The organism is Marinobacter sp. Hex_13 (assembly GCF_001566815.1).
Lineage (GTDB): Bacteria > Pseudomonadota > Gammaproteobacteria > Pseudomonadales > Oleiphilaceae > Marinobacter > Marinobacter salarius.
On sequence record NZ_LSMM01000001.1, the window covers coordinates 1 to 22,072 of the forward strand.

The following is a 22,072-nucleotide window of genomic DNA, read 5'->3' on the forward strand; positions in this document are numbered from 1 at the left end:
GATACGATGGCCCGGCTTCAGAGTCAGCCATGAACCGCCGTATACGGAACCGTATGTACGGTGGTGTGAGAGGACGGGGGAGGTGACTCCCCCTCCTACTCGATCGCGCTGGTTAGAGATTCGCTTCGGCGTACTCCGCCAGAACAGAACGTGGGACGCCCTGTAGGTGAATGTGCCCGCCATGGCGGAAACTCTTGAAGCGCTCGGTCATGTAGGTGAGTCCCGAGCTCAGGGCGCTCAGATAAGGGGTGTCGATCTGAGCCAGGTTACCCAGGCAGATCACTTTGGAGCCGTTGCCGGCACGGGTGATGATGGTCTTGATCTGATGCGGCGTCAGGTTCTGGGATTCGTCGATGATGATCAGGCTGTGTTGGAAGCTGCGGCCACGAATGTAGTTCATCGACTTGAAGTGCAATGGCACCTTGCTGAGGATGTAGTCCACGCTGGCGGTCATATTTTCATCGTCTTCGTGGAGAGCTTCGAGGTTGTCCACGATGGCCCCCAGCCAGGGCTCCATTTTCTCCGCTTCGGTGCCGGGGAGGAAGCCAATGTCCTCGTCCAGACCCTGGGTGCTACGGGTGGCGATGATGCGTTTGTACAGCTTGCTGGCAACCGTCATTTCGATACAGGCCGCGAGAGCGAGGATGGTTTTACCGGAGCCGGCGGAACCGGTCAGGTTTACCAGGTGGATATCGGGGTCCAGCAGCAGGTTCAGGGCAATGGCCTGGTATATATCCCGCGGTACGAGGCCCCAGACTTCCTCGTGCATCAGATCGTGCTGGTGCAGATCCCGAATGACAATCTGGTCTTCGCCCACATCAGACACCTTGCCAACGAATCCCTGTTCATCAATCACGAACTCGTTGATGGTCAGCCTGGCCAGGTCGCCCTCACGACGAAGGATGTGTTCGGTAATACCCTCCCGCTGGATGGTTTCGACCTTCTCGATGGTGTCCCAGAACGAGTTCGGGAATTCTTTGTACCCTTTCGGCAGCAGGTCAATATCGTCCAGCAGCATGTCGTTGTGATAGTCCTGGGCCTCCACGCCGAAGCCCCGGGCTTTCAATCGCATGTTGATGTCCTTGCTGACAAGGATGATGTCGCGCGATGTGTGGCGGGTTTGCAGGGCCGCCAGGGTATTGATGATCTTGTTGTCGTTCAGGTGCTCGGGCAGGCCATGGTTGCCCTGGTAGTCCGTGCTCATCAGTATCGATAACGCGCCGAGCGGTTCTGCTTTCTTGCCGCGCACGATGGGTACGCCTTTCTCGATTTCTCCTGGGCTGGCGTCACCCAGCAACTTGTCGATGTTGCGGATGGCCTGTCGGCAATCGGCAGCAACGGCCTGTTTGCCGGATTTGAGACTGTCGAGTTCTTCGAGGACCGTCATCGGAATGATGACGTCGTGTTCTTCAAAGTTCAGGAGGGCGTTCGGGTCGTGGATGAGGACGTTGGTGTCGAGGACATACATCTTTCTGCGAGCCTGCGATGCTCTTGGCATAGGGTGTGATACCTCTCTGGTCAGCCGTTCCCGGCACAGCGGTTGGTGAGCTCCTGGTCGGAGATCAGTTTGAGCATGTCATACGTGGTCACAATACCGGTGATCTTTTCGTCTTTGGTGATGAAAATCCGGTGCAGGTGTTCACGCATCATAATATCGGCAATGTCGCGCACAGGCGTTTGCTCGTCAACCGATAAAACGATAGGGGTCATGATGTCACGCACTTCCACCGGCACCTTGCCCATCTCCTCAAAAATGGCCATGCGCAGGCGCCGGGCTTCGTGTTCTTCTTCCGGGGTCATGCGCGCATCGGACTCGGAACGGCTGGCGTTCCAGCGGAATTCGGTGATGTCCTTCAGGGTGGCAATGCCGACAATCTCGCCCGTTTCGTCGGTAACCGGGCTGCCGGTGATTTCGTTGTCGGTTAGGAACCTGGCCAGACGGTCCATCGTCCAGGATTGGGGTACGGCCTTGATGCTCGGGGTCATGATCTCGTAAGCGAGAACGGTCATTGACGAATCGGCTCCGTTTGCAGGTCCTTTGTAAAAGAGCTTAGCTGTTACTGATGTTCTAGTCATCCCCTGATTCAGCTTTGGGGACTACATCTTTCAGTTGGCCCTGCGAGTCATAGATCAGTTCGTAGTTCTGGTAACGGTCCCACTGGGCAACCCGCTCCAACTGCTCCATGGAACGGATAGGAATGTCCACCAGCAGGGTGTTGACCAGCCAGCCGGGTATCGAACCGTTTGGCTCGGTGTGTTGAACCCAGATCATCCGGGTCTGGTCGTCTTCGGGAACAAAGCGGTAAAGGGTGTCGGACTTGTCGACACGGATGTAGTCATCTTCTTCCTCCCGTTGATCGGGAATGGCATTGAGGTCCATCACGATTTCGCCGTCGGCCTGTTGGCCCCGGGTGCGAATCCGTAGTACGTAATCCCGGTCGGTGACCGGCCAGGGCATATCGTTGACCGAGTAGGCGTAGCGCTCATCAAAGTCACCCGAGCCGAAGGCATAGGATTCCGAGCAGTTATGAACCCACTGGACACAGGATTTGGGATTGATCATAACCGCCATCAGATTCTCGATCGGCACATCAAGCACAGCCACAGCCTTGAAGGCCTGGAAGCTGGAGTCCGGCTGGTCAGTGGTATAGACCTGGATACGATCGGTTTCCTTGCGAAGGCTCCAGTTCTCTGAGTCTTCGGCTGGCAGCCCGGCGAAGGTCAAACCTGAGGCCTGCAGGAAAACCGTGGTGGCTGCAAGCCAGATGACGCGTCGATTGGCCAGGCGTTGGTTGCCACGGGCTCTCAGGTTTTGCATGAGGTACACTTCCTTGAACATGGTCGGGCGAGTCTAGCACGACTGATCTGGTGCCAACCTGCTACGATCGGGGGTTTGTGAACTGGGTAACTGACTGAATTCCTGACGTTAACATTTGGCCCGAATTGACGATGAAAAAAGCGAACAAGCGACTGATCGATGACTGGGGGCGGATTCCCTACGGCGTATTGGACACACCGGTGGATGTCATCAACTACCGGGACTTTGACCTCCGTACGGTGATGGATAAACCGCGCTCGGCCCTGGCCCGTAAAGCCCGTTTTAACCAGTTCCAGTTCGTCAGTGCGATGGCGCCGGGTTGGGTGTTCGGGCTGGCGGTAGTGGATCTGAAACTGGTCAGTACGGCGTTTTTCTATCTTTATGATTTCAAGACCGGGCAGATGCTGGAGCAGTCCCTGACGCAGCCATTGGCGAAGGGGACTTACATTGAGCCAAGGCCTGAAACCGGGGTGACGGAGTTTCGTAAAGGGAAAACATGCGTTCGTATTACGTCGGACGGCCACTCGCGTGGTGTGTTGGTTTCCGGCCCCAGCGACCTCCGGATAGCCCTGAATATAGAAGGGGACACCCGCCCTCTGCGACTGGTGTGCCCAGCCGGTTACAGCGGTTGGGTGTTTACCCGTAAATCAGCGGGTCTGCCGGTGTCCGGAGACATTCGGTGGCAGGGACAGAGCTGGCAATGCGACTCGCTGTCACGCGCAGCCGTTGATTGGAGTTGCGGCTTTATGAGGCGCGAAACCGCCTGGAACTGGGCAAGCCTGGCAGGGGTGCTGGCAGATGGCCGTGCCGTTGGTCTCAATCTGGCGGCGGGCGTGAATGAAACCGGTATGACGGAAAATGCGCTCTGGCTGGAAGGGCGCTGTATCAAGCTCGGGCAGGCCCGTTTCGTGTTTGATCGCTACGATGAAACCGCACCCTGGCAGGTCACCACGGACGATGGCAGAATCGATCTCTGGTTTGAGCCATCGGGGGTTCGGCGGGAGCGACTCAATGCATGGCTGATTGCCTCCAATTTCCGCCAGTACATCGGTACCTTTTCCGGCACAGTGCGCGATGAGGCGGGCAACTCAATCCCCGTAGACGGGCTACGGGGATTGATGGAGGATCACTTCGCACGCTGGTAGTGGCGCGGTCAGTGTTCCGGCAGGGTAACGTTCAGTTCCAGTACCGAACAGCTGTCGTTGCGGTCAACTTCCACTTGGACCTGGTCATCGCTGATCTGAACGTACTTGCGGATGACCGCAAGCAGCTCTTTCTGCAATTCTGGCAGGTAGTCAGGTTGGTCGCGCTGGCCCCGTTCGTGGGCAACAATGATCTGTAGGCGTTCCTTGGCAACGCTGGCGGACCGGTTGTTTTTCTTGCTCTTGAAATAATCCAGGAAACTCATCCGTCAGCCCCCCTTGAACATCCGTGAGAAGAAACCTTTTTTCTGGGACGTCATGAAGCGATGTTCTCGCTCCTCACCCAGAAGGCGGGCCACGGCATCATCATAGGCCTGTCCGGCATCGCTGTCTTCCTCAAGAATGACCGGAACGCCCTGGTTGGAGGCATTCAGTACCACCTGGGACTCCGGAATCACGCCCAGCAGGGGGATGGCGAGAATTTCCTCCACATCGGCCACGGAAAGCATTTCGCCCTTTTCCACCCGATCCGGGTTGTAGCGGGATAGCAGCAGGTGTTCCTTTACGGGGTCCTGCCCCATCTCGGCTCTCCGCGATTTGCTCTGCAGGATGCCGAGAATACGGTCTGAATCCCGCACCGAGGACACTTCCGGGTTGGTAACAACTACCGCCTCATCGGCATAGTAGAGCGCCATCAGGGCGCCATGCTCAATGCCGGCGGGAGAATCACAGACAATGTAGTCAAACCGCTCGGACAGCTCGTTGATCACCTTCTCAACGCCATCTTTGGTCAGGGCTTCCTTTTCCCGGGTCTGGGAGGCCGGCAGGATATACAAGGTGTCGACCCGTTTGTCCCGGATCAGAGCCTGGTTGAGAGTGGCTTCGCCCTGGATCACATTCACGAAGTCGTACACCACCCTGCGTTCGCAGTTCATGATGAGATCAAGGTTGCGCAGGCCCACGTCGAAATCGATCACCACGGTTTTGTGGCCTCGCTTCGCCAGGCCGGTGCTGATAGAGGCGCTGGTTGTGGTTTTACCTACGCCACCTTTTCCTGAGGTAACGACAATGATTCTAGCCAAGGTTGCATTCCTGTTTTGCGGTGGATTCGTCGTTTTTCCCGCCCGTGCGGGTAGTTACGTTCTTTTCAGGCCTTCTCCAGTGGCGTTACCACCAGCAGGTCATCCCTGAGCTGGATCTGTACGGCGGTTTTCCAGCCGTTGTCCTGAAGATCTTCGGAGATTTTATAGTGTCCGGCGATGGACACAAGCTCTGCTTCAAGAGACTGGCAGAATACCCGTGCATGTTCCGCGCCGTGAATACCCGCGAGGGCCCGCCCGCGCAATGGTCCGTACACATGAACGTTGCCGGCCGCAAGCACTTCGGCGCCGGCTTGAACCGGCGCAAGGATGATCAGGTCGCCCTCGGGTGCGTAAACCTGCTGGCCCGAACGGACTGGCTGGTTGATGATTTTCGCGGGCGCTGGCTCACCCGGATTCTCGACCCTGGCGGGAGTCGGGTTTTCGGTCGGTTCAGTGGCGGCCGATTCCGTGGCCGGCGCGGTATCGATGTCCCGGTCGCGCTGGTTGCCACCGGGAAGCAGCGCCAATGACGCACCGCGGGCGAGGCGGCGCTGATCATCGTTGCCACCGCGTACGCCGATGACATGGATGTTGTGGCGGCGGCAGGCGCCGATGATCTTGAAAAAATCCAGTTCGCTGCTCAGCCCCTCATACTTTTCCAGGCTGATGATCAGGGGGATGTCCTTGAAGAATCCGGGGGCCTGGCTGATTTTGTCTCTGAGCGTGCTTTCGAAGTCGTCATTGTCAAAAAAATACAGCTCCAGTGCGGTCATGGAAACGTTCGCACTCTTCAGTTGGAAGCACTGCTTTACCCCGGATACGGCGGTCTCGCTCATGGATGGGTCTCTTCCGTGGTGTCGTCCTGAGTGGTGCCCGGGCGTTTGCGAAGCGCCGGGCCGTCAAAGCGGATACCGGACCAGCCGGTGCCCATGAACTGGCGGATATTGCCATGGCTTTCACCTGCCGGTTCGTCCAGCACTTGCTGGTAGTGCTGGGCAAACAGACGCAAAGTGTCGGATTCGGTCAGGTTGCAGTATTGGGCCAGGGAAAATACCCGGCATGAACCGGCGTTCTCGCCGGTGCCATTGTACAGCGGTCCGTTGTGAAACCCGGTGGGCTGATAGTCGAAGAATCGGTCAATCAGCGCCAGGGTATCGTCAAAGTCGCCATGGCCGGCCTCAACCGATGCCAGGTGGATACGAACCGCGTCATTGACGTTCATGCCTTGTGGTCCTGTTTGGGCCCTTGCTGATAGCGGGCTTTCCACTCTTCATAAGGCATGCCATAGATGAGCTCCCGGGCGTCCGGGTCAGACAGCTCGAAGCCTCTCTCGGCGGCTTCGGCGCGATACCATTTGGAGAGGCAATTGCGACAGAACCCTGCCAGGTTCATAAGGTCAATATTCTGGACCTCGGTGTGCTCGCGCAGATGGTTGACCAGCTTTCGAAACGCGGCGGCTTCGATTTCCGTCTGCGATTGTTCTGGGATCGGGTTTGTCATGATTGCTCACACCTGTCTCTGTCGTCGTTGGGAGTTGCTACTCGGAGCTCCTGACATTCTCAGCATGTTACCGTAAGATACAAGGCTGTACATATGTACAGATAATTTACTTGATTGAAGAGTCATGGCCCAGCGCAAGATTATCCATGTAGATTGCGACTGCTTCTACGCCGCCGTGGAAATGCGGGACGATCCATCATTAAGGGAAGTTCCGTTGGCCGTGGGTGGCGAAGGCGGCCGCGGAGTGGTTACCACCTGCAACTATAAAGCGAGGGCTTTTGGCGTGCGGTCCGCCATGCCTGGCGGCGAAGCCCGGCGCTTGTGCCCCGGCCTGGTGACCGTGCCGCCGGACATGGCCCGCTACCGGGCGGTGTCGAAACAGGTGATGGCCATCCTGAGGGAGTTGACCGATCTGGTGGAGCCGCTGTCGCTGGACGAAGCCTTCCTGGATGTCAGCGAGGTAACCGAGCATAAGGGCAGTGCCACGTTGATGGCGCAATACTTGCGCAAGCGAGTGAAAGATGAGGTGGGTATCACTATTTCCGCCGGTGTGGCCCCCAACAAGTTCCTGGCGAAGATTGCCAGTGACTGGAAAAAACCTGACGGCCTGTTCGTGATCCGCCCTGAGGACGTCAAAGGTTTCGTTCAGGACCTGAAGGTCGAAAAGCTTTTTGGCGTGGGGCAAGTGACCGCTGGCAAACTTCACACGATGGGCGTTGCCACCTGTGGCGACATTCAGGCGCTACCCGCTGAAGCCCTGCCGGAGAAGTTTGGCAAGCAGGGGTACCGGCTGCGGGAAATGGCGTTCGGCCGTGATGACCGGGATGTGGTGGTGTCGCGCATTGCCAAGTCCGTCAGCGTGGAACGGACCTTTTCCCAGGACCTGCCGGACAAGCGCGCCTGCGAGTCGGTGATGGCCTCGCTGGTGGCCGACCTGAACCTCCGGCTCAGCCGCAAGGCCGGCCGAAAACCCATTCACAAGCTGTTTATCAAGATTCGTTACAGCGACTTTTCCACCCATACCCTGGAGCGTGTGCGCGACCGGATTCAGGAGCCCGAGCTGGAAGACTATCAGCCGCTGCTGGATGAACTGGTGACTGATACGGGCCGCCCGGTGCGCCTGTTGGGACTGGGCGTGCGCTTTCGCAGTGATGAGTCGCCGGTTATGCAACTGCGGCTATTTGAATAAACCGGTCGTACAGGCCGTTAACCGAAGCCAGGCCCAGGCAACCGCCGATCAAGGCGCCTGCCGCTACATCGCTGGGGTAATGAAGGCCGAGCACGACCCGGGAGGCGGCAACACTCAGGGTGAACGGCAACAACAGCCAGGCCACCTCAGGCGCTGTCATGGCCAGCACCGTATTGAAGCAGACGGCATGTAGGGTGTGACCGGACGGAAAGCTGTAACGGTCCAGGGGCGGTGTGCCGCAGTTTATCGAAGGAAACGATATAAACGGGCGCTCGCGGATCAGCCAGCGCTTCAGCAGCTTGTAGGTAATGGTGCAGGTGAGGCCGGTAGCCACCATCAGCAGCGCGATGGCGAGCCCGGCCTGAGGCATAAGCACTGGCATCGACAGGATGACCAGATACCATAGCCAACCATCACCCAGCCGGCTGACAACCTTGAAGTACCCCTGCACCGGTCGAAACCGCAGAGAGCGATTGATGGACTGGCAGAGGGCAAATTCCCTCTGATCCACCACGTTAAAGAAGCGAGATGCCTTGCTTGTGGAGGGCATTGTAGCTGTTCCTCAGTGGCTGGTTCAGTATCAGGTGTTCGAACTGCTCAACCTGTGCGGCCCAATTCAGGTCCAGTGCGTCCAGGCGTGCCTGTGCCCGTACCCTGTTCATCAGGGTTGGCTGGTCGGCCAGGCGCAGGGCATGATCGACAAAGCCTTCGTCGTTGCTGAGCTGAGCCTTCATGCCGTTGTCTTCATGGCGGATATGTTCGCTGGCGGCGGCATCGTCAAAAGCAACCACCGCCAGGCCGCTGGCCATGGCTTCAGTAACCACGTTGCCGAAGGTGTCGGTTTTGCTGGGGAACAGGAAGATGTCACCGGAGGCATAGTGCCGGGCCAGATCTTCGCCACGGCGGGTTCCTGCAAAAATGTAATCCGGATGGCGTTCGGCAAGGCGCTTGCGCATCGGCCCATCACCTACGAGTATGAATTTCGCGCAGGGGTGCAGCCCGCGGATACGCTCAAAGCATGACACCGCCATCTGAAGGTTTTTTTCCGGAGCGAGGCGACCAACATAGAGTACCGCGCGGTCGTTGGCTTGCAGCCCCCATTGTTGCCGGAGCATCGCGTCCCGTTTGTGGGGCGAAAAACGGGTGGAGTCAACGCCGCGACTCCAGACCGATGTCGGTTGAATGCCCATGTCATGGGTGGTCTGTGCGATTTTCCGGGTGGGGACCAGTGTTATGGCCGTCCTGTTATGAAACCAACGGCCGTAGCTGCACAACAGTTTTTCCAGGAACCCGGCACCGTAGTAGCGACTGTAGGCATGGAAGTTGGTGTGAAAGCCGGAACTGACCGGGATGCCGGCCCGTCTGGCGGCCGCAACGGCCGCTACGCCGAGGGGGCCTTGAGTGGCAACGTAAATGGCATCCGGGCGTTGATGCTTCCAGAGTGAGGCCAGGAAGCCCGGCCGGGTCATTCCGAACCTCAGGTCACTGTAACCCGGTAGCGGCAGGCCGGTCACAACTTGCTCGTCGGAAAACAGGCATTCCCCGGCACCATCGAATCGTCCTTTCGATTCATGGCGCTGGCGTGGACGGATGACCGTTACCTTGTGGCCACGTTGCATCAGGCCCAGGCATAGGTGCCTGAGGGTGTTCGCCACGCCATTGATTTCCGGAGGAAAGGTCTCCGAAACAATGGTAATGTGGTGCTTGCGCCCTGAAGCCTGGGTGACTCTCATCGCGGTGTTACCTGTGGTTTCCTCTTTCATGCCTCCACTATGGAAACCTGGCATGACAGTTCCGGGACAATCCCGTGACAATCCCTTTACCTTTTTCACCAATCAGATTCGGGAGTACGCATGAAAACCCGCAAGCTCGGCAGGACCGACATTGATGTAAGCGAGATTTGCCTGGGCACCATGACCTGGGGCGAGCAAAATACCGAACAGCAAGCGTTTGAGCAGCTGGACCTGGCCACCTCCGAGGGCATTAATTTCATCGATGCCGCGGAGATGTACCCGGTGCCCCCGCGGGCTGAAACCCAGGGCCTCACGGAAAGCTATCTGGGCAACTGGCTGGCGAAGCGGGGCCGTCGCGACGATCTGGTGATTGCTTCCAAAGTGGCGGGGCCGGGTAATGGACTGGGTTACCTCCGGGATGGCCCGCGCCTGACCCGGGACCATATTCGTCAGGCCTGTGAAGACAGCCTGCGCCGGCTCAAGACCGATTATATCGACCTCTATCAGGTGCACTGGCCGGATCGTAACGCCAATTTCTTTGGCAAGCTGGGGTACCGGCACAGTGTGGACGAGCAGGCGACCCCCATTGAAGAGACACTGGGCACACTGGCGGAGCTGGTCAAGGAAGGCAAAGTCCGCCACGTAGGAATCTCCAACGAAACCCCATGGGGAACGAACGAATACCTCAGGCTGGCCCGGGAGCATGACTGGCCCAGGGTGGTCAGCGTCCAGAACCCCTATAACCTGCTCAACCGCACGTTTGAGGTGGGAATGGCGGAAATTGCCTGCCGTGAACAGGTTGGTCTGCTCGCGTACTCCCCGCTGGCCTTCGGCATGCTCTCTGGCAAATATCTCGATGGCAAGCGCCCGGAAGGCGCCAGGATGACCTTGTTTGAGCGCTTCACCCGTTACACCAGCGGTCGTGGTGCCGAGGCGACCCGAGCCTACGTAGACCTGGCGGCCAGCCACGGGCTGTCACCGGTACAGATGGCGCTGGCGTACGTGACCAGCCGTGATTTCGTTACCAGCAACATTATTGGGGCCACGACGCTTGAGCAGCTTCGTGAAAACCTGGGGTCAGCGTCGGTGTCCCTGAGCGAAGAGGTGCTTGGGGAGATAGAGAACCTTAACCAGGTGTACACCTACCCCTGCCCTTAATCCTGCAAGCGTTACGGTTTTTTAACAACTCCCATCGTGAAGCAGCCACTCTGACCGTTACAGGCGGCAGAGTGGGGTGCTTACAGTTTGCAACAAAAATTGCTGTTTTCTTGACAAAAATGCGGTGATCCTGTGACAAAAAAGCGGCGCTTTTGTGTGCAAAATCACATCTTTCTGACCTTTAATCATTAGACTTAAGCATTACATGACAGTAGAATTCCGCTTCGATTACAGGTCGCCAGAATTATTATGATTATCCGTATCTTCGTCGCACTACTTGCACTCAACATGATCGCCTTCGTCGTTCGCGCCGAAGCGAGCGAACGTGTGTTTGCAGACGAAGTTCCGGCCGAGAATGTGTATCAGCTTCAGGAAGAGATGTCGGGTGACTTCGAGCGTGAAGAATCCGACATGTATGCGACCATTGGTTCTCGCCTGCTGAGCCTCAGTCTCAGCGACTCAGATTCGGGAAAGAAGTCCTACGCGTCTGATCGTGCCAAGCCAGACCACGGTATCGCATTGCTTGAAGAGGGCGCCTGCCTCAACCTTCGCTGGAATTTTTGAACTCCCGCCGACGTTTTCTCCTCCTGAACCCTGACTGACCTCCCACGAATCCTCGCCACCGCTTATCTGTCTCAGTGCATTGCCTGTCGCAATGGCACATGTGATTATCCATATCGGTAAGCATTCTGACGGCAACTAAGGGAGTAACACTATGGCCGCGATGGTGGAGGAACAACCGGTAACGCTCGCAGACAGCAGCGCCTGTGTAGACGAGCTGATTCACCGGGTGGGTAAGCGCATCACACTCGGCCTGCCACTGGGGCTTGGTAAACCCATACGTTTTGCCAATGCTCTCTACCAGCGTGCCAAGGACGATCCGTCCATAGAGCTTCACATTGTCACGGCGCTATCCCTGACCGCGCCCGGTGGCAGTTCATCGCTGGAAAAGCGTTTCATGGGCCCGTTCGCCGAGCGCCTGTACGGGCGGATTCCGGAACTTGATTACGCACGGGACGTGATTGGTCAGCGTTTGCCCGAGAACGTGCGGGTATCCGAGTTCTTCTTCAAGGCCGGGTCCTTCCTGAATAACAAGGACCAACAGCGCAACTATGTCTGTACCAACTACACCCATGCAGTGCGCGACCTTATGGCGCTCGGTGTCAATGTCGTCGGCCAGATGGTGGCTCCGGCGACCGAGCCGGATCAGGAAGGCTACGTTAGCCTGAGCTGCAACCCGGATCTGAGTCTGGACCTGCTGCCCCTGTTACGGGCGCGGGAAGCGGCCGGAACCCCCGTGGCGTTGGTGGCAGAGACCAACAGCCATTTGCCCTTTCTCGGCAATGACGCCGCCGTCGAGACGGGCCAGTTTGATATCGTCCTGGAGCATGCCGCCTCCGACTACCCCCTGTTTTCGGCACCGCAAATGTCGGTCAGCCCGGAGGATCACCTTATCGGGTTCTACGCCAGTGCGTTGCTCCGGGATGGAGGGACCCTGCAGGTGGGGATTGGCTCGCTGGGCGCGGCGTTGGTTCACAGCGCGATTCTGCGGCATCGTCACAACGAGCATTGGAAGCAGGTGTTTGATCACCTGAAGGTGGCAGACCGCTTCCCGGTGGTTTCCGAGTACGGTGGCACGGATGTCTTCGAGGAGGGACTCTACGGCTGCAGTGAAATGATGGTGGATGGTTTTATTTACCTCATGGAGGCGGGTGTCCTGACCCGCGAGGTGTTTGATCATGCCGGACTGCAAACATTGATAAACCGGGGCGAACTTACTCACAGTGTTTCTCTCGACACCCTTGATGTCCTGCGGCGGGAACAGTTGATCGACTCGCCGTTACGGGCCAGGGACGTGCAGTGGCTGTGTCGTTACGGCATCCTGAATCCGGAGGTCGAGTTCAAAGGCGGGCGGTTGCGTGTGGGCGAGCAATCCCTGGATCCGGATCTCGACAGTGAGGAGGCGAGAAGCGCCATTGAGTCGTTGGCCCTGGGAAAGTCACTGACCGGAGGGATTGTGGTGCATGGTGGCTTCTTCGTCGGCCCCGAAGCCTTCTATCAGCGGTTGCGGGACCTGGCGCCGCGCGACCGCCAACGCATCTGCATGACCAGCGTCAACTACATCAACCACTTATATGACCACGCATTCGGCAACCAGCGTCTGAAAGCTGCACAGAGGGTGCATGGCCGGTTTATCAACTCGGCGATGATGCATACGCTAAGCGGTGCGGCCGTGTCCGACGGGCTGGAAGACGGCCGTGTGGTCAGCGGTGTTGGCGGCCAGTACAATTTTGTCGCCATGGCCCACGAGCTGCCGGGCGCGCGGTCTATCCTGACCCTGCGCAGCACCCGTAAGTCCGGTGAGGAAACACTGTCCAACATTGTCTTCAGTTACGGGCACTGCACCATTCCCCGTCATCTTCGCGACATAGTCATCACCGAGTACGGTATTGCGGATCTGAGGGGTCAGTCCGACGAGCAGGTATACCTGCAACTGATCCGCATTGCAGATTCCCGTTTCCAGGCCGATTTGCTCAAGCAGGCCCAGAAAGCGGGAAAAGTGGATGCTTCGTTTCGTCTGCCTGAGCACTGGTGCAATAACACGCCGGAGGCGGTTGGAGAGGCTGTAAAGATCGCCGGAGACACGGATATGTTTCCAGCATTCCCGTTCGGGCGGGACTTTACCGATGAAGAACTCCGGCTGGGCAAGGCTTTACAAACTCTGAAGGCCGCAACGGCGACTCGTCGTGGTAAACTGTTGACTTTGTGGCGCGCCGTTAAGGCAAACGACGACGACAATCGCTACCAGCCGTTGCTGGAGCGCATGAGCCTGGATAAACCCCGGAGCCTGAAGGCGAGACTGGACCGGCGCCTGGTTATCCATGGCCTGAATCTGACTGATACACCCCCGAATACAGGAAACACAAACGCCTGATGCAAAAACCTGCTGTATTAACCGTCCACTATGTCCTCAAGAACAAGCTCGGTGAGCTGGTTGACACCTCCGAGGGCAGCGAGCCGCTTCATTTCCTGGAAGGCAGCCCGGAAATCATCGAAGGCATCCAGAAAGCGGTGAAAGACCGTAATGTCGGTGATTGCCTGGAAGTGACCGTACCTCCGGCCATGGCGTATGGAGAACATAATCCGGAGCTGATCCGCAAAGTACCTCGTTCCATGTTCGAGAACGTGGAGAACCTGCAGGTAGGGATGAAGTTTCAAACCAATACCGGCGACACGGCCCAGGTGGTACAGGTGGTAAGCATTGATGGTAATCTGGTGCGGGTGGATGCCAACCATCCTCTGGCGGGTTTTACCCTGTACTTTGATCTGGAGATCATCGGTAAGCGTGAAGCCACGGAAGAGGAAATCAACGCCGGCCATCCGCTGAGCTGAATTACAGCTCCGGGCCGGCAACCGCTGTCGGCCCGTCTGATGCCTGGTCTGAAAGGCGTCCCGCCTGAATCTGCCGCAACCCATCGTGTACTGTCTGCCGCAAATCCCGCGTTACATCTGTCAGGTCCGTGCTGTCGTCGATAGTCACCACCGGATGGGCGATAACGCCGACCTCGACCGCCGGCTGGCGCAGCATGCGCATTAAATGATGCTGAAACTCATCGTCGCCAATGAACGGCGCCAAATGGTCGGGATGGCCGTTTCTCAAATAACCGATGCTCAGAGGTTGTATGTCCACGCCTGCATCCGCCGCGGCGTGAAGCAGCCGGCTATGGAAGGGCAGGACGGTCACTCCGGCTGTGGTGGTGCCTTCGGGAAACACCAGCACCGACTGCCCGTTCAGAAGGGTGCGGGCAATTTCGTCGCGGGCCTGGCCGGCTTTGCCACTGCCGCGCTGAATGAACAGCGTGCCCGCCTGCGTGGCCAGCCAACCGATCACCGGCCAGCGGCCTACTTCCGCTTTGGACAGGAAGCGCAGGGGCACCTGTCCGCCAAGTACAGGAATGTCCGACCAGGAGATGTGGTTGCTGACATAGAGCACGGGCCTGTTGCTGAAGGTGCCCTGCGTGGACATGCGAAAGCCAAGGCAGCGACTGGCTCCGTTAAAGCAGATGCGGGCGAAGGGCGCGCGGTCGATTTGGCAGCGGAACAGGGTCTCAACCAGTAACAGAGTGCCGGCAAGCGTTGCCGTCAGGCCCATGAAGCCGGTAAAGAGTACCAGTCTTGCGGTCAGGCGTATCAGTTCCATAACCAATCCTCGGGTTGCCAGGGTAGTCCCGGTTGTCTACTGGGCCTGTTTACGCATGAAATGGCGGCTGTAGCGACTGGCCAGGTTGTTGACGTCCAGCACCACCAACAGGTCTGCGCAACGGAAGTCCGGGTCCCAGCAGGGCTCGCCGCATACGCGGGCGCCGAGGCGCATGTAGGCCTTGATCAGCGCGGGAACGTCCACCGGGCGATCCTCGCTGACAGTGTGAGTCAGGTGTGGCATCGCCCGCAACGGAGTCACTCGGTATTCCTCGCCGGCCAGGAATTCCCGCTGCAGGTATCGGGCTATGCGCCAGGCTTTCAGGCCGCCATCTGACATACCGATACTGGCGCAGCCAATCAGGTAATCCACGTTTCGCGATACCAGGTATTCCGCAACGGATGCCCACAACAGGCTGATGGTCGCACCATTGCGATAGTCCGGGTGCACGCAGGTTCTCCCAAGCTCGGCGACAGTCCCGGGGAGTTGGTAAAGGGAAGAGAGTTCGAACTCACCCTCGGAATAGAAGCCTCCAGCTTCCATGGCCTGGCTGTGGTGAAGCACTCGTGTTGTAGCGACCAGTTCACCGGTGGTCTCATCGGTGACAATCAGATGATCGCAGAATCGGTCAAACTCGTCCGCATCAATGCCAGGGACGGTAGCCCCCAGGTCAGAACCATACTCTTCCGAGAAAACCTGATAGCGCAATTTCTGAGCGGATTCAACGAGATCCGGCTGTTGGGTAATGACGGTTTTGAGCTGTCGGGCCGAGCGTGACAGGCGGGCGGTCTGGGCGTTCATGGCAATGCCTCTTTGTTTCCACTTTTCGACAAGGCTATGAATCCGGTGTGACATCGGAATGAACGGGGGATGACGACTTTGTGACAAGTCCCGTTATCGGTGTGGAGGTGTGACCTTTGTCACGGGCTGTAACGAACAGGCGGTTCCATGTATATTTCTGAATAGCATGTATAATTGCTGTTACAGGAGGTAGCCTGTATTGTCAGTTGGGTAGCTGATCTTCTGACAGGCAGCTCTGTTCCGGCCATGTGGGGTGACGTTGGCCGGACGTTTCAGAAACCGGAAAAACAAAATCAGAGATGGATGGCGTGGAACAGACGAACGAAAGTTGGCGGATTCTTATAGTCGAAGATGATGAGAGGCTGGCAGAGCTGACCAGGGAGTACCTGGAGAGTAACGGGTTGACTGTCACCCTCGAAACTCACGGTGGGAACGCGGTGGAGCGCATTCGCAAGGAACAGCCGGACCTGGTCGTGCTTGACCTGATGTTACCGGGTGAGGATGGACTGTCTATCTGCAGGCGTGCGCGGCCTTTTTATCCAGGCCCGATTATCATGCTTACTGCCCGCACGGACGATCTGGACCAGGTGCTCGGCCTGGAAATGGGTGCCGACGATTACATCGGCAAACCGGTTCAGCCAAGGGTGCTGCTGGCGAGAATCCGCGCCTTGCTGAGGCGGGTTACCGAGAATGGTTCGGTGGCTGCGGAAGAGGGTAGCGGTGAAGAACCGGTCAGACTGCAGTTCAACAACCTGGTGGTGGACAGGTCAATGCGTGAAGCATGGTTGAGTGACGACAGTATCGACCTCACCAGCGCGGAATTCGACCTGCTCTGGCTATTGGCAAGCAATGCTGGCCGAGTGCTCAGTCGGGAGGAAATCTTCACCGCCCTGAGAGGGATCGAATACGATGGCCAGGACCGTTCGATCGATGTCCGGGTTTCGAGGATACGTCCCAAGATTGGCGACGATCCCATCCACCCGAGGCGCATTAAAACCGTACGCAGCAAAGGCTACCTGTTCGTAAAGGAAGCCTGACTGTTCAGTCTCTGGCGCTGGCCCGGCGGGGCCGGCGTTCATTGCCAGGGTTATCGCAATGCCCCTCAAGTTTTTTCTCAAGCTTTACGCCCGGCTGATTGGTCTTACCTTTCTGATTCTCCTGCTTTGTGCCGCATTGTTCCTGGGTGTGAATTCCGTCAGGGAGCAGTACTGGCAGGAGCGTTTTTCAGAGCCCCTGTTGCGTTGGCTTGTCGCGACTCCTCATCCTCAGCAACAGTATCCCTGGCTCAAGTCTTTCTACGATTTCCGGGTGACGCCGCCGGGTAACCTGTCGGTGTCCGATGTCATCATGGAGCGCCTTTCCTATGGCCAGGTAGTGGCGATGGACACCAGTATCGGCCAGCAGGTGATGGTCCGGAACGATAGCGGTGGGATCATCGACCTGCGATTTCGGGATATCTACAGCGATGTTGCCGAGGCAACCGCTCTCATCGCTCGCCTGCATCTTGATGACATGTCTTCGGATGGCCGGGAAGGTGCCATGTCGCAGCTATCCGATACGCTCGGGGTAGAGCTGCTGCCGGTTCGAGATCAGGCTGCACTTCCGGATTCCGAGGTTCTCGAACGCGTCTCCGAGCGGGGTATCTCGCTATACCATCATCCCTCCCGGGATCGTGCCCAGGTGTTGATCCGTCTGGAAGATGGCACTCTCGTGGACATGGCCATGCCCGCGCCCTTCAGTCCCTGGGCATGGCCGGTAATGCTGCTATTGCTCGTAGTGGCGGGAAGCGTTCTCGCACTGGCTCTCTATCTGGCGTTAAGGGATGTAGACAGCAATCTCCGGGCCGTGGAGTCGGTGGCAATTCGCATAGCCCGCGGCGAGATGGGGGCGCGGGTGGATGCAGGCGACAGTCGCCTTGTGTCCCGGTTGGCCGCAGCCTTCAACGGTATGGCGGAGCATATCCAGCGGCTGGTAGGGGTTCAGCGGGAAATGATCCACGCGGTTTCCCATGAGCTGAGAACACCGGTTGCCCGTATTCGATTCGGTGTCCAGATGATCGAAAGCGCCAATTCTCCGGAGGCGCTCCAGAAGCAGCTTGATGGCATTGACGGCGACATCCAGGAGCTTGATGAGCTGATCGATGAAATCCTGACCTACGCCCGGTTGGAGCAGGGTGGTCCCGTATTTGCGCTTCAGGAGCGGTCGGTCATTGATATCGTTCGCCAGGTGGTGAGCGAGCAGCAGATGGTCCGCCCGGACCACACCATCGAGGCAGACATTGACGATGAATCCGAGCGTTGGTCACTGTCTGATGTGGAGCCTCGGTATTTGCACCGGGCGGTTCAGAATCTGGTAGGAAACGCTGCACGCTACGCGGCCGGCCGCGTGAAAGTCCACTGCCAGTTTGATGAGGATAATTGCCGCATTGATGTGGAGGATGACGGCCCTGGTATTCCCGAAGAGGATTGGGAAAAAGTGTTTACTGCATTTGCTCGCCTCGATGACAGCCGTACCCGAACCTCGGGCGGTTATGGCCTTGGCCTCTCCATTGTCAGGAGAATCCTCTACTGGCATGGCGGGCAGGCGTTTGTCAGTCGCAGCGACGAGTTGGGCGGAGCCCGCTTCAGTCTGGTCTGGCCTCGCAAGAAGCCGGTGGAGCACACCCTCTAAGCCGTTTTGTGATGCGCCTCTCAGCCCCTAACCTGATGTAACAAAGGCGCAACACAACCTCAACTGAAGGCTGGGCAATCCGAGCCGATACTAAATGTGTAAGGGATGACTTTTGAGGTTGTAGTTCTTACGAACTTTCCTTGTTTCATTCGTCATTTGAGGGCCGGTTTTCCGGCCCTTTTTTTATGCCCGACTTTCCCATAGCGTTCTTAGCAATCCTTTGAGAAGATTGCAGCATTGACCAGAACAATGCTGAAGCACCTGAAAGGACGCCCCATGACCCAGCACCTGCTCGCCATCGATCAGGGGACCACCAGTTCCCGCGCGATCATTTTCAATGCCTCCGGCCAAGCCATCGCCACGGCGCAACAGGAATTTCACCAGTACTTTCCGAAAGATGGCCAGGTGGAACATGAGGCTGGCGAAATCTGGCAAAGTACATTGGCGGTGTGCAGGGAGGTTCTCGAGTCGTCAGGGCTGGATGCCTCAACCCTGGCAGGTATCGGCATCACCAATCAGCGGGAAACCACGGTGATCTGGGATCGGAAAACCGGAGAGCCAATTCACCGCGCGATTGTCTGGCAGGATCGACGCACAGCGTCTGTTTGCACCAAACTCAAGTCCGATGGCCATGAAGGTAGGGTGGTGGAACGCACCGGCCTCTTGATTGACCCGTATTTCTCCGCCACCAAGATTGCCTGGATACTCGACCATGTGGACGGTGCCCGTCAGAGGGCGGAAGCTGGCGAGCTTGCCTTCGGTACTGTGGACTGCTGGCTGCTCTGGAATCTGACTGGTGGGCGCTCCCACAAGACCGATGCCACCAACGCCTCGCGCACCGCGTTGTTCAATATTCATAGTCAGCAATGGGACGACGAGTTGTTGACCCTCTTCCGGGTTCCCCGGGCGCTGTTGCCGGAGGTGCTCGATTCCGCCGCGGATTTTGGCACCACCGACAGGCAGTGGCTGGGGGCATCGGTGCAGGTCGCCGGTATCGCGGGCGACCAGCACGCAGCATTGATTGGGCAGGCCTGTTTCGAGCCCGGCATGGCGAAAAGCACCTATGGCACCGGTTGTTTCCTGATGCTGAATACCGGCGAAAAGGCGCTACGCTCCGAAAACCGGTTGCTGACAACCATGGCTTATCGTTTGAATGGCAAACCGTGCTACGCCATGGAAGGCAGCATCTTTGTTGCCGGCGCCGCCATGCAATGGCTCAGGGACGGGTTGAAGCTTATCAGTCACGCCAGCGAATCCTCTGATTACGCCTCGAAAGTGGGGGCGGAAAACCCTGTTTATCTGGTTCCGGCCTTTACCGGTCTGGGTGCGCCACATTGGGATCCTCACGCCCGCGGGGCGATTCTTGGCCTTACCCGGGACACCGGAATCGGCGAGATCGTCACCGCCGGCCTGCAATCCGTCTGCTATCAGACCAAGGACCTGATCCGCGCCATCCAGAACGATGGTGCGTCCCTGCAGGCACTGCGGGTGGATGGTGGCATGGTGGTCAACGACTGGGTGATGCAATTTCTGGCGGATATCCTCAACGTGCCAGTGGACCGCCCCCGCGTGACAGAGACCACGGCTCTGGGGGCGGCCTATCTGGCCGGGCTGCAGACCGGTGTATACCAGGGGCTGGACGAGATAGCACAACTCTGGGAGCGGGAACATCGCTTCGAGGCGGCTATGAAGCCGGCATTGCGGGAGACCCTGTACGCCGGCTGGCTGGATTCCGTGGAGCGGGTTTGTAATAACTGAGGCTCGGGCTCTCAGGTTCTCTCGAAGGCGATCAGATGGTCTGCCTCCACCCGGACTGGCACGTGTTCGCCCAGGTGAAAGTCCAGATGGCTCCGGAACAGGGCCTCGAACTCGGTGTCTTCCGAGCAGCGAAAGCGATAGAGCGTCGACGTCCCGGCAAAGGTCTTTTCCACCACTTTTGGCTTAAGTTCGGAGTTGGCATCGTAGACGATGTCGTCTGGCCGGATCAGCACGTCGACCAGCGTGCCGGGTTGCCAGGTGTAGGCGCGGTTGCCGCGGATGACCCCCAGCTCGGACTCAATCGTGTCCGGCCCCAACGCTTTTCCTGGAACGAAGCCTCCTTGGCCCACGAAACCTGCAACAAAACGGTTGGCGGGTTCGTGGTATAGGTTGTAGGGCACGTCCCATTGCTGTATTCCGCCGTCTTTCAGAACCGCCACCTGATCACACATGGCGAAGGCTTCCTGTTGATCGTGAGTGACCAGGATGGCACTGATGCCCAGTGTCTTGAGGATTTCCCGCACATCCAGGCTGAGTCGGCGGCGCAGATCTGCGTCGAGGTTAGAGAACGGCTCGTCCAGCAGTATCAACGTGGGTTCCGGTGCCAGGGCACGGGCAAGCGCCACCCTTTGTTGCTGCCCACCCGACAGTTCATGGGGGTAGTTGTCGGCAAGATCCTGCAGATGAACCACCTTAAGCAACTCGGTGACTTTCTGATGTTTTTCCTCGCGATCCTCTCTGCGCAAGCCGAAGCCGACGTTTTCGGCAATTGTCAGGTGCGGGAACAGGGCGTAGTCCTGAAACACCATGCCGATTCGGCGCTTCTCAGGGGCGAGAGTGCGACCGGGCAGGCTGATGGAACTGGACTGCAGGCAAATCTCACCGGTATTGATGGGAAGAAATCCTGCCAATGCCCTGAGGATGGTGCTTTTTCCGCAACCGCTGGGGCCCAGCAGGCAGCCGATATCGCCGTGACTGAGGGCAAAGTTGACGTTCCTGACCACTGAGCCATCGCCATACCCGCAGGACAGGTTGTTTACTTCCAGCAGCCAGTCAGCAGGCTGAGCCAGGCTATCGGTCATTCGGTCAGTCCAGTCGATTGAGGATCAGGAATTCCAGCAGCGCTTTCTGGGCGTGCAAGCGGTTTTCGGCTTCGTCCCAGACCACCGAACGCGGGTGTTCCATCATGTCCGCGGATATCTCCTCGCCACGGTGCGCCGGCAGGCAGTGCATGAACAGGGCGTCCTTGTCCGCCAATTTCATCAGCGAGGGATTGATCTGGTAGTTCTGGAAGACTCTCTGACGGGCTTTCTGTTCATCTTCCTGCCCCATGGAGGCCCAGACATCCGTGACCAGGAGATCAGCACCTCTGGCGGCTTCAGCCGGATCATGAACTACAGACACCCGATCCTGATGGGTTTTCAGCAATTCACTGTCAGGTTCGTAACCCTCCGGGCAGGCAACGCGCAGGTTAAAGCCGAACTGCGTTGCTGCATTGATGTAGGACTGGCACATGTTGTTGCCATCGCCAACCCAGGCAACCGTACCGCCACGAATGCTGCCGCGATGTTCCCGGTACGTCTGCATGTCGGCCAGCAGCTGGCAAGGATGGAAATCATCTGTCAGAGCGTTGATGACGGGCACTCTGGAGGCCGCCGCGAATGCGTCGACGGTATCGTGGGAAAACGTCCGGATCATGACAGCGTCCACCATGCTGGAAATCACGATGGCGGAGTCTTCAATGGGTTCTCCTCGTCCGAGCTGGGTATCACGGGGAGAGAGAAACAGAGCAGCGCCACCGAGCTGGGTCATGCCCGCCTCGAAGGATACCCGCGTACGGGTTGACGACTTCTCGAAGATCATTGCCAGGACACGATTCTTCAGGGTTTCGCGCACGACGCCCTGGCGCCAATCGTTGCGGAGTTTAGTGCCGTGGTCGACCAGACTTTCAAGCTCGTCGGAGCTTAAGTCATTGAGTGTGAGAAAATGTCTTGCTGCCATGGAGTGGCCCTTAATTAAT

At 57.9% G+C, this 22,072-nt stretch carries 23 protein-coding genes; 9 read left to right on the forward strand and 14 right to left on the reverse strand.

Annotation, left to right across the window (positions count from 1 at the left end; translation table 11 throughout):
* Positions 1 to 112: 112 nt before the first annotated feature.
* The 3 genes from AXW11_RS00005 to AXW11_RS00015 are packed head-to-tail and all read right to left on the reverse strand — an operon-like array spanning position 113 to position 2,818.
* Complete coding sequence (locus tag AXW11_RS00005) at positions 113 to 1,498, reverse strand: PhoH family protein (RefSeq protein WP_036204072.1); 1,386 nt, start codon at positions 1,496 to 1,498, stop codon at positions 113 to 115.
* 20 nt (positions 1,499 to 1,518) lie between these two features.
* Entirely contained in the window at positions 1,519 to 2,010 is a 492-nt protein-coding gene (locus AXW11_RS00010; RefSeq protein ID WP_036204075.1) for a CBS domain-containing protein, read from the reverse strand.
* A gap of 58 nt (positions 2,011 to 2,068) precedes the next feature.
* Entirely contained in the window at positions 2,069 to 2,818 is a 750-nt protein-coding gene (locus AXW11_RS00015; protein WP_091641889.1) for an START domain-containing protein, read from the reverse strand.
* Positions 2,819 to 2,949: 131 nt separating this feature from the next.
* Between AXW11_RS00015 and AXW11_RS00020 the strand changes: the two genes are divergently transcribed.
* The gene (locus AXW11_RS00020) at positions 2,950 to 3,963 is read left to right on the forward strand and encodes a DUF2804 domain-containing protein (RefSeq protein WP_091641887.1); all 1,014 of its coding nucleotides are present in this window, start codon (positions 2,950 to 2,952) and stop codon (positions 3,961 to 3,963) included.
* Between the two features lie 8 nt (positions 3,964 to 3,971).
* Here AXW11_RS00020 and minE read toward each other — a convergent pair whose 3' ends face one another.
* From minE to AXW11_RS00045, 5 genes are all read right to left on the reverse strand, one after another.
* Positions 3,972 to 4,226 (reverse strand): cell division topological specificity factor MinE, encoded by a 255-nt coding sequence (gene minE / locus AXW11_RS00025; protein WP_007154416.1) that lies wholly within the window; start codon positions 4,224 to 4,226, stop codon positions 3,972 to 3,974.
* A gap of 3 nt (positions 4,227 to 4,229) precedes the next feature.
* On the reverse strand, positions 4,230 to 5,042 hold the full coding sequence (minD, locus tag AXW11_RS00030) for a septum site-determining protein MinD (protein WP_036204085.1): 813 nt from the start codon (positions 5,040 to 5,042) through the stop codon (positions 4,230 to 4,232).
* 65 nt (positions 5,043 to 5,107) lie between these two features.
* Positions 5,108 to 5,878: a septum site-determining protein MinC gene (gene minC, locus AXW11_RS00035; RefSeq protein ID WP_036204088.1), complete on the reverse strand. Its 771-nt coding sequence runs from the start codon at positions 5,876 to 5,878 to the stop codon at positions 5,108 to 5,110.
* Complete coding sequence (locus tag AXW11_RS00040; RefSeq protein WP_036204091.1) at positions 5,875 to 6,264, reverse strand: HopJ type III effector protein; 390 nt, start codon at positions 6,262 to 6,264, stop codon at positions 5,875 to 5,877. Before AXW11_RS00040 ends, minC begins: the two co-directional genes overlap by 4 nt.
* A complete protein-coding gene (locus tag AXW11_RS00045) occupies positions 6,261 to 6,542 on the reverse strand; it encodes a DUF1244 domain-containing protein (protein ID WP_091641884.1) in 282 nt (93 codons plus the stop codon). The genes AXW11_RS00040 and AXW11_RS00045 overlap by 4 nt, the downstream gene beginning before the upstream one ends.
* A 124-nt stretch (positions 6,543 to 6,666) precedes the next feature.
* On the opposite strand from AXW11_RS00045, the gene dinB reads away from it, so the two are divergent.
* Positions 6,667 to 7,731, forward strand: a complete 1,065-nt coding sequence (gene dinB / locus AXW11_RS00050) for a DNA polymerase IV (RefSeq protein ID WP_036204097.1) — start codon at positions 6,667 to 6,669, stop codon at positions 7,729 to 7,731.
* On the opposite strand, the gene AXW11_RS00055 is transcribed toward dinB, so the two are convergent.
* Both AXW11_RS00055 and AXW11_RS00060 read right to left on the reverse strand, forming a co-directional pair.
* The gene (locus AXW11_RS00055; RefSeq protein ID WP_036204101.1) at positions 7,706 to 8,281 is read right to left on the reverse strand and encodes a phosphatase PAP2 family protein; all 576 of its coding nucleotides are present in this window, start codon (positions 8,279 to 8,281) and stop codon (positions 7,706 to 7,708) included. The genes dinB and AXW11_RS00055 overlap by 26 nt on opposite strands.
* A complete protein-coding gene (locus tag AXW11_RS00060) occupies positions 8,247 to 9,494 on the reverse strand; it encodes a glycosyltransferase family 4 protein (protein WP_091641882.1) in 1,248 nt (415 codons plus the stop codon). Before AXW11_RS00060 ends, AXW11_RS00055 begins: the two co-directional genes overlap by 35 nt.
* A 90-nt stretch (positions 9,495 to 9,584) precedes the next feature.
* On the opposite strand from AXW11_RS00060, the gene AXW11_RS00065 reads away from it, so the two are divergent.
* The 4 genes from AXW11_RS00065 (at position 9,585) to AXW11_RS00080 (ending at position 14,015) form a co-directional block, all read left to right on the forward strand.
* Positions 9,585 to 10,622, forward strand: coding sequence for an NADP(H)-dependent aldo-keto reductase (locus AXW11_RS00065; protein WP_036204104.1), 1,038 nt, complete (start codon positions 9,585 to 9,587; stop codon positions 10,620 to 10,622).
* Positions 10,623 to 10,871: 249 nt separating this feature from the next.
* Positions 10,872 to 11,186 (forward strand): hypothetical protein, encoded by a 315-nt coding sequence (locus AXW11_RS00070; RefSeq protein ID WP_007154407.1) that lies wholly within the window; start codon positions 10,872 to 10,874, stop codon positions 11,184 to 11,186.
* A gap of 160 nt (positions 11,187 to 11,346) precedes the next feature.
* Positions 11,347 to 13,557, forward strand: coding sequence for an acetyl-CoA hydrolase/transferase C-terminal domain-containing protein (locus tag AXW11_RS00075; protein ID WP_091641913.1), 2,211 nt, complete (start codon positions 11,347 to 11,349; stop codon positions 13,555 to 13,557).
* Positions 13,557 to 14,015 (forward strand): FKBP-type peptidyl-prolyl cis-trans isomerase, encoded by a 459-nt coding sequence (locus AXW11_RS00080; RefSeq protein ID WP_041333500.1) that lies wholly within the window; start codon positions 13,557 to 13,559, stop codon positions 14,013 to 14,015. Before AXW11_RS00075 ends, AXW11_RS00080 begins: the two co-directional genes overlap by 1 nt.
* Before the next feature lies 1 nt (position 14,016).
* Here AXW11_RS00080 and AXW11_RS00085 read toward each other — a convergent pair whose 3' ends face one another.
* Positions 14,017 to 14,823, reverse strand: a complete 807-nt coding sequence (locus AXW11_RS00085; protein WP_075195991.1) for a lysophospholipid acyltransferase family protein — start codon at positions 14,821 to 14,823, stop codon at positions 14,017 to 14,019.
* 36 nt (positions 14,824 to 14,859) lie between these two features.
* The gene (locus AXW11_RS00090) at positions 14,860 to 15,624 is read right to left on the reverse strand and encodes a GNAT family N-acetyltransferase (RefSeq protein ID WP_041333504.1); all 765 of its coding nucleotides are present in this window, start codon (positions 15,622 to 15,624) and stop codon (positions 14,860 to 14,862) included.
* 299 nt (positions 15,625 to 15,923) lie between these two features.
* Here AXW11_RS00090 and AXW11_RS00095 point away from each other — a divergent pair, with 299 nt between their 5' ends.
* The 3 genes from AXW11_RS00095 to glpK all read left to right on the forward strand — a co-directional run bounded on the left by AXW11_RS00095 (position 15,924) and on the right by glpK (position 20,052).
* Positions 15,924 to 16,661, forward strand: a complete 738-nt coding sequence (locus AXW11_RS00095) for a response regulator (RefSeq protein WP_036204113.1) — start codon at positions 15,924 to 15,926, stop codon at positions 16,659 to 16,661.
* A gap of 58 nt (positions 16,662 to 16,719) precedes the next feature.
* Positions 16,720 to 18,294 (forward strand): ATP-binding protein, encoded by a 1,575-nt coding sequence (locus AXW11_RS00100; protein WP_091641879.1) that lies wholly within the window; start codon positions 16,720 to 16,722, stop codon positions 18,292 to 18,294.
* Between the two features lie 276 nt (positions 18,295 to 18,570).
* Complete coding sequence (gene glpK, locus AXW11_RS00105; RefSeq protein ID WP_036204117.1) at positions 18,571 to 20,052, forward strand: glycerol kinase GlpK; 1,482 nt, start codon at positions 18,571 to 18,573, stop codon at positions 20,050 to 20,052.
* Between the two features lie 11 nt (positions 20,053 to 20,063).
* Here glpK and AXW11_RS00110 read toward each other — a convergent pair whose 3' ends face one another.
* Both AXW11_RS00110 and argF read right to left on the reverse strand, forming a co-directional pair.
* The gene (locus tag AXW11_RS00110; protein ID WP_036204120.1) at positions 20,064 to 21,134 is read right to left on the reverse strand and encodes an ABC transporter ATP-binding protein; all 1,071 of its coding nucleotides are present in this window, start codon (positions 21,132 to 21,134) and stop codon (positions 20,064 to 20,066) included.
* Between the two features lie 4 nt (positions 21,135 to 21,138).
* Positions 21,139 to 22,053 carry an ornithine carbamoyltransferase gene (gene argF, locus AXW11_RS00115; RefSeq protein ID WP_041333511.1) on the reverse strand — a complete coding sequence of 305 codons (915 nt, stop codon included), beginning with the start codon at positions 22,051 to 22,053 and terminating at the stop codon, positions 21,139 to 21,141.
* Positions 22,054 to 22,072 lie beyond the last annotated feature (19 nt).

Coding starts and splice junctions, on each gene's coding strand:
- argF (WP_041333511.1), bottom strand. CDS start 22,053: ATGGCAGCAAGACATTTTCTCACACTCAATGACTTAAGCTCCGACGAG.
- AXW11_RS00080 (WP_041333500.1), top strand. CDS start 13,557: ATGCAAAAACCTGCTGTATTAACCGTCCACTATGTCCTCAAGAACAAG.
- AXW11_RS00005 (WP_036204072.1), bottom strand. CDS start 1,498: ATGCCAAGAGCATCGCAGGCTCGCAGAAAGATGTATGTCCTCGACACC.
- AXW11_RS00065 (WP_036204104.1), top strand. CDS start 9,585: ATGAAAACCCGCAAGCTCGGCAGGACCGACATTGATGTAAGCGAGATT.
- AXW11_RS00010 (WP_036204075.1), bottom strand. CDS start 2,010: ATGACCGTTCTCGCTTACGAGATCATGACCCCGAGCATCAAGGCCGTA.
- AXW11_RS00110 (WP_036204120.1), bottom strand. CDS start 21,134: ATGACCGATAGCCTGGCTCAGCCTGCTGACTGGCTGCTGGAAGTAAAC.
- glpK (WP_036204117.1), top strand. CDS start 18,571: ATGACCCAGCACCTGCTCGCCATCGATCAGGGGACCACCAGTTCCCGC.
- AXW11_RS00075 (WP_091641913.1), top strand. CDS start 11,347: ATGGTGGAGGAACAACCGGTAACGCTCGCAGACAGCAGCGCCTGTGTA.
- AXW11_RS00060 (WP_091641882.1), bottom strand. CDS start 9,494: ATGAAAGAGGAAACCACAGGTAACACCGCGATGAGAGTCACCCAGGCT.
- AXW11_RS00100 (WP_091641879.1), top strand. CDS start 16,720: ATGCCCCTCAAGTTTTTTCTCAAGCTTTACGCCCGGCTGATTGGTCTT.
- minC (WP_036204088.1), bottom strand. CDS start 5,878: ATGAGCGAGACCGCCGTATCCGGGGTAAAGCAGTGCTTCCAACTGAAG.
- AXW11_RS00045 (WP_091641884.1), bottom strand. CDS start 6,542: ATGACAAACCCGATCCCAGAACAATCGCAGACGGAAATCGAAGCCGCC.
- AXW11_RS00070 (WP_007154407.1), top strand. CDS start 10,872: ATGATTATCCGTATCTTCGTCGCACTACTTGCACTCAACATGATCGCC.
- AXW11_RS00090 (WP_041333504.1), bottom strand. CDS start 15,624: ATGAACGCCCAGACCGCCCGCCTGTCACGCTCGGCCCGACAGCTCAAA.
- AXW11_RS00040 (WP_036204091.1), bottom strand. CDS start 6,264: ATGAACGTCAATGACGCGGTTCGTATCCACCTGGCATCGGTTGAGGCC.
- AXW11_RS00085 (WP_075195991.1), bottom strand. CDS start 14,823: ATGGAACTGATACGCCTGACCGCAAGACTGGTACTCTTTACCGGCTTC.
- minE (WP_007154416.1), bottom strand. CDS start 4,226: ATGAGTTTCCTGGATTATTTCAAGAGCAAGAAAAACAACCGGTCCGCC.
- AXW11_RS00015 (WP_091641889.1), bottom strand. CDS start 2,818: ATGCAAAACCTGAGAGCCCGTGGCAACCAACGCCTGGCCAATCGACGC.
- AXW11_RS00020 (WP_091641887.1), top strand. CDS start 2,950: ATGAAAAAAGCGAACAAGCGACTGATCGATGACTGGGGGCGGATTCCC.
- AXW11_RS00095 (WP_036204113.1), top strand. CDS start 15,924: ATGGATGGCGTGGAACAGACGAACGAAAGTTGGCGGATTCTTATAGTC.
- dinB (WP_036204097.1), top strand. CDS start 6,667: ATGGCCCAGCGCAAGATTATCCATGTAGATTGCGACTGCTTCTACGCC.
- AXW11_RS00055 (WP_036204101.1), bottom strand. CDS start 8,281: ATGCCCTCCACAAGCAAGGCATCTCGCTTCTTTAACGTGGTGGATCAG.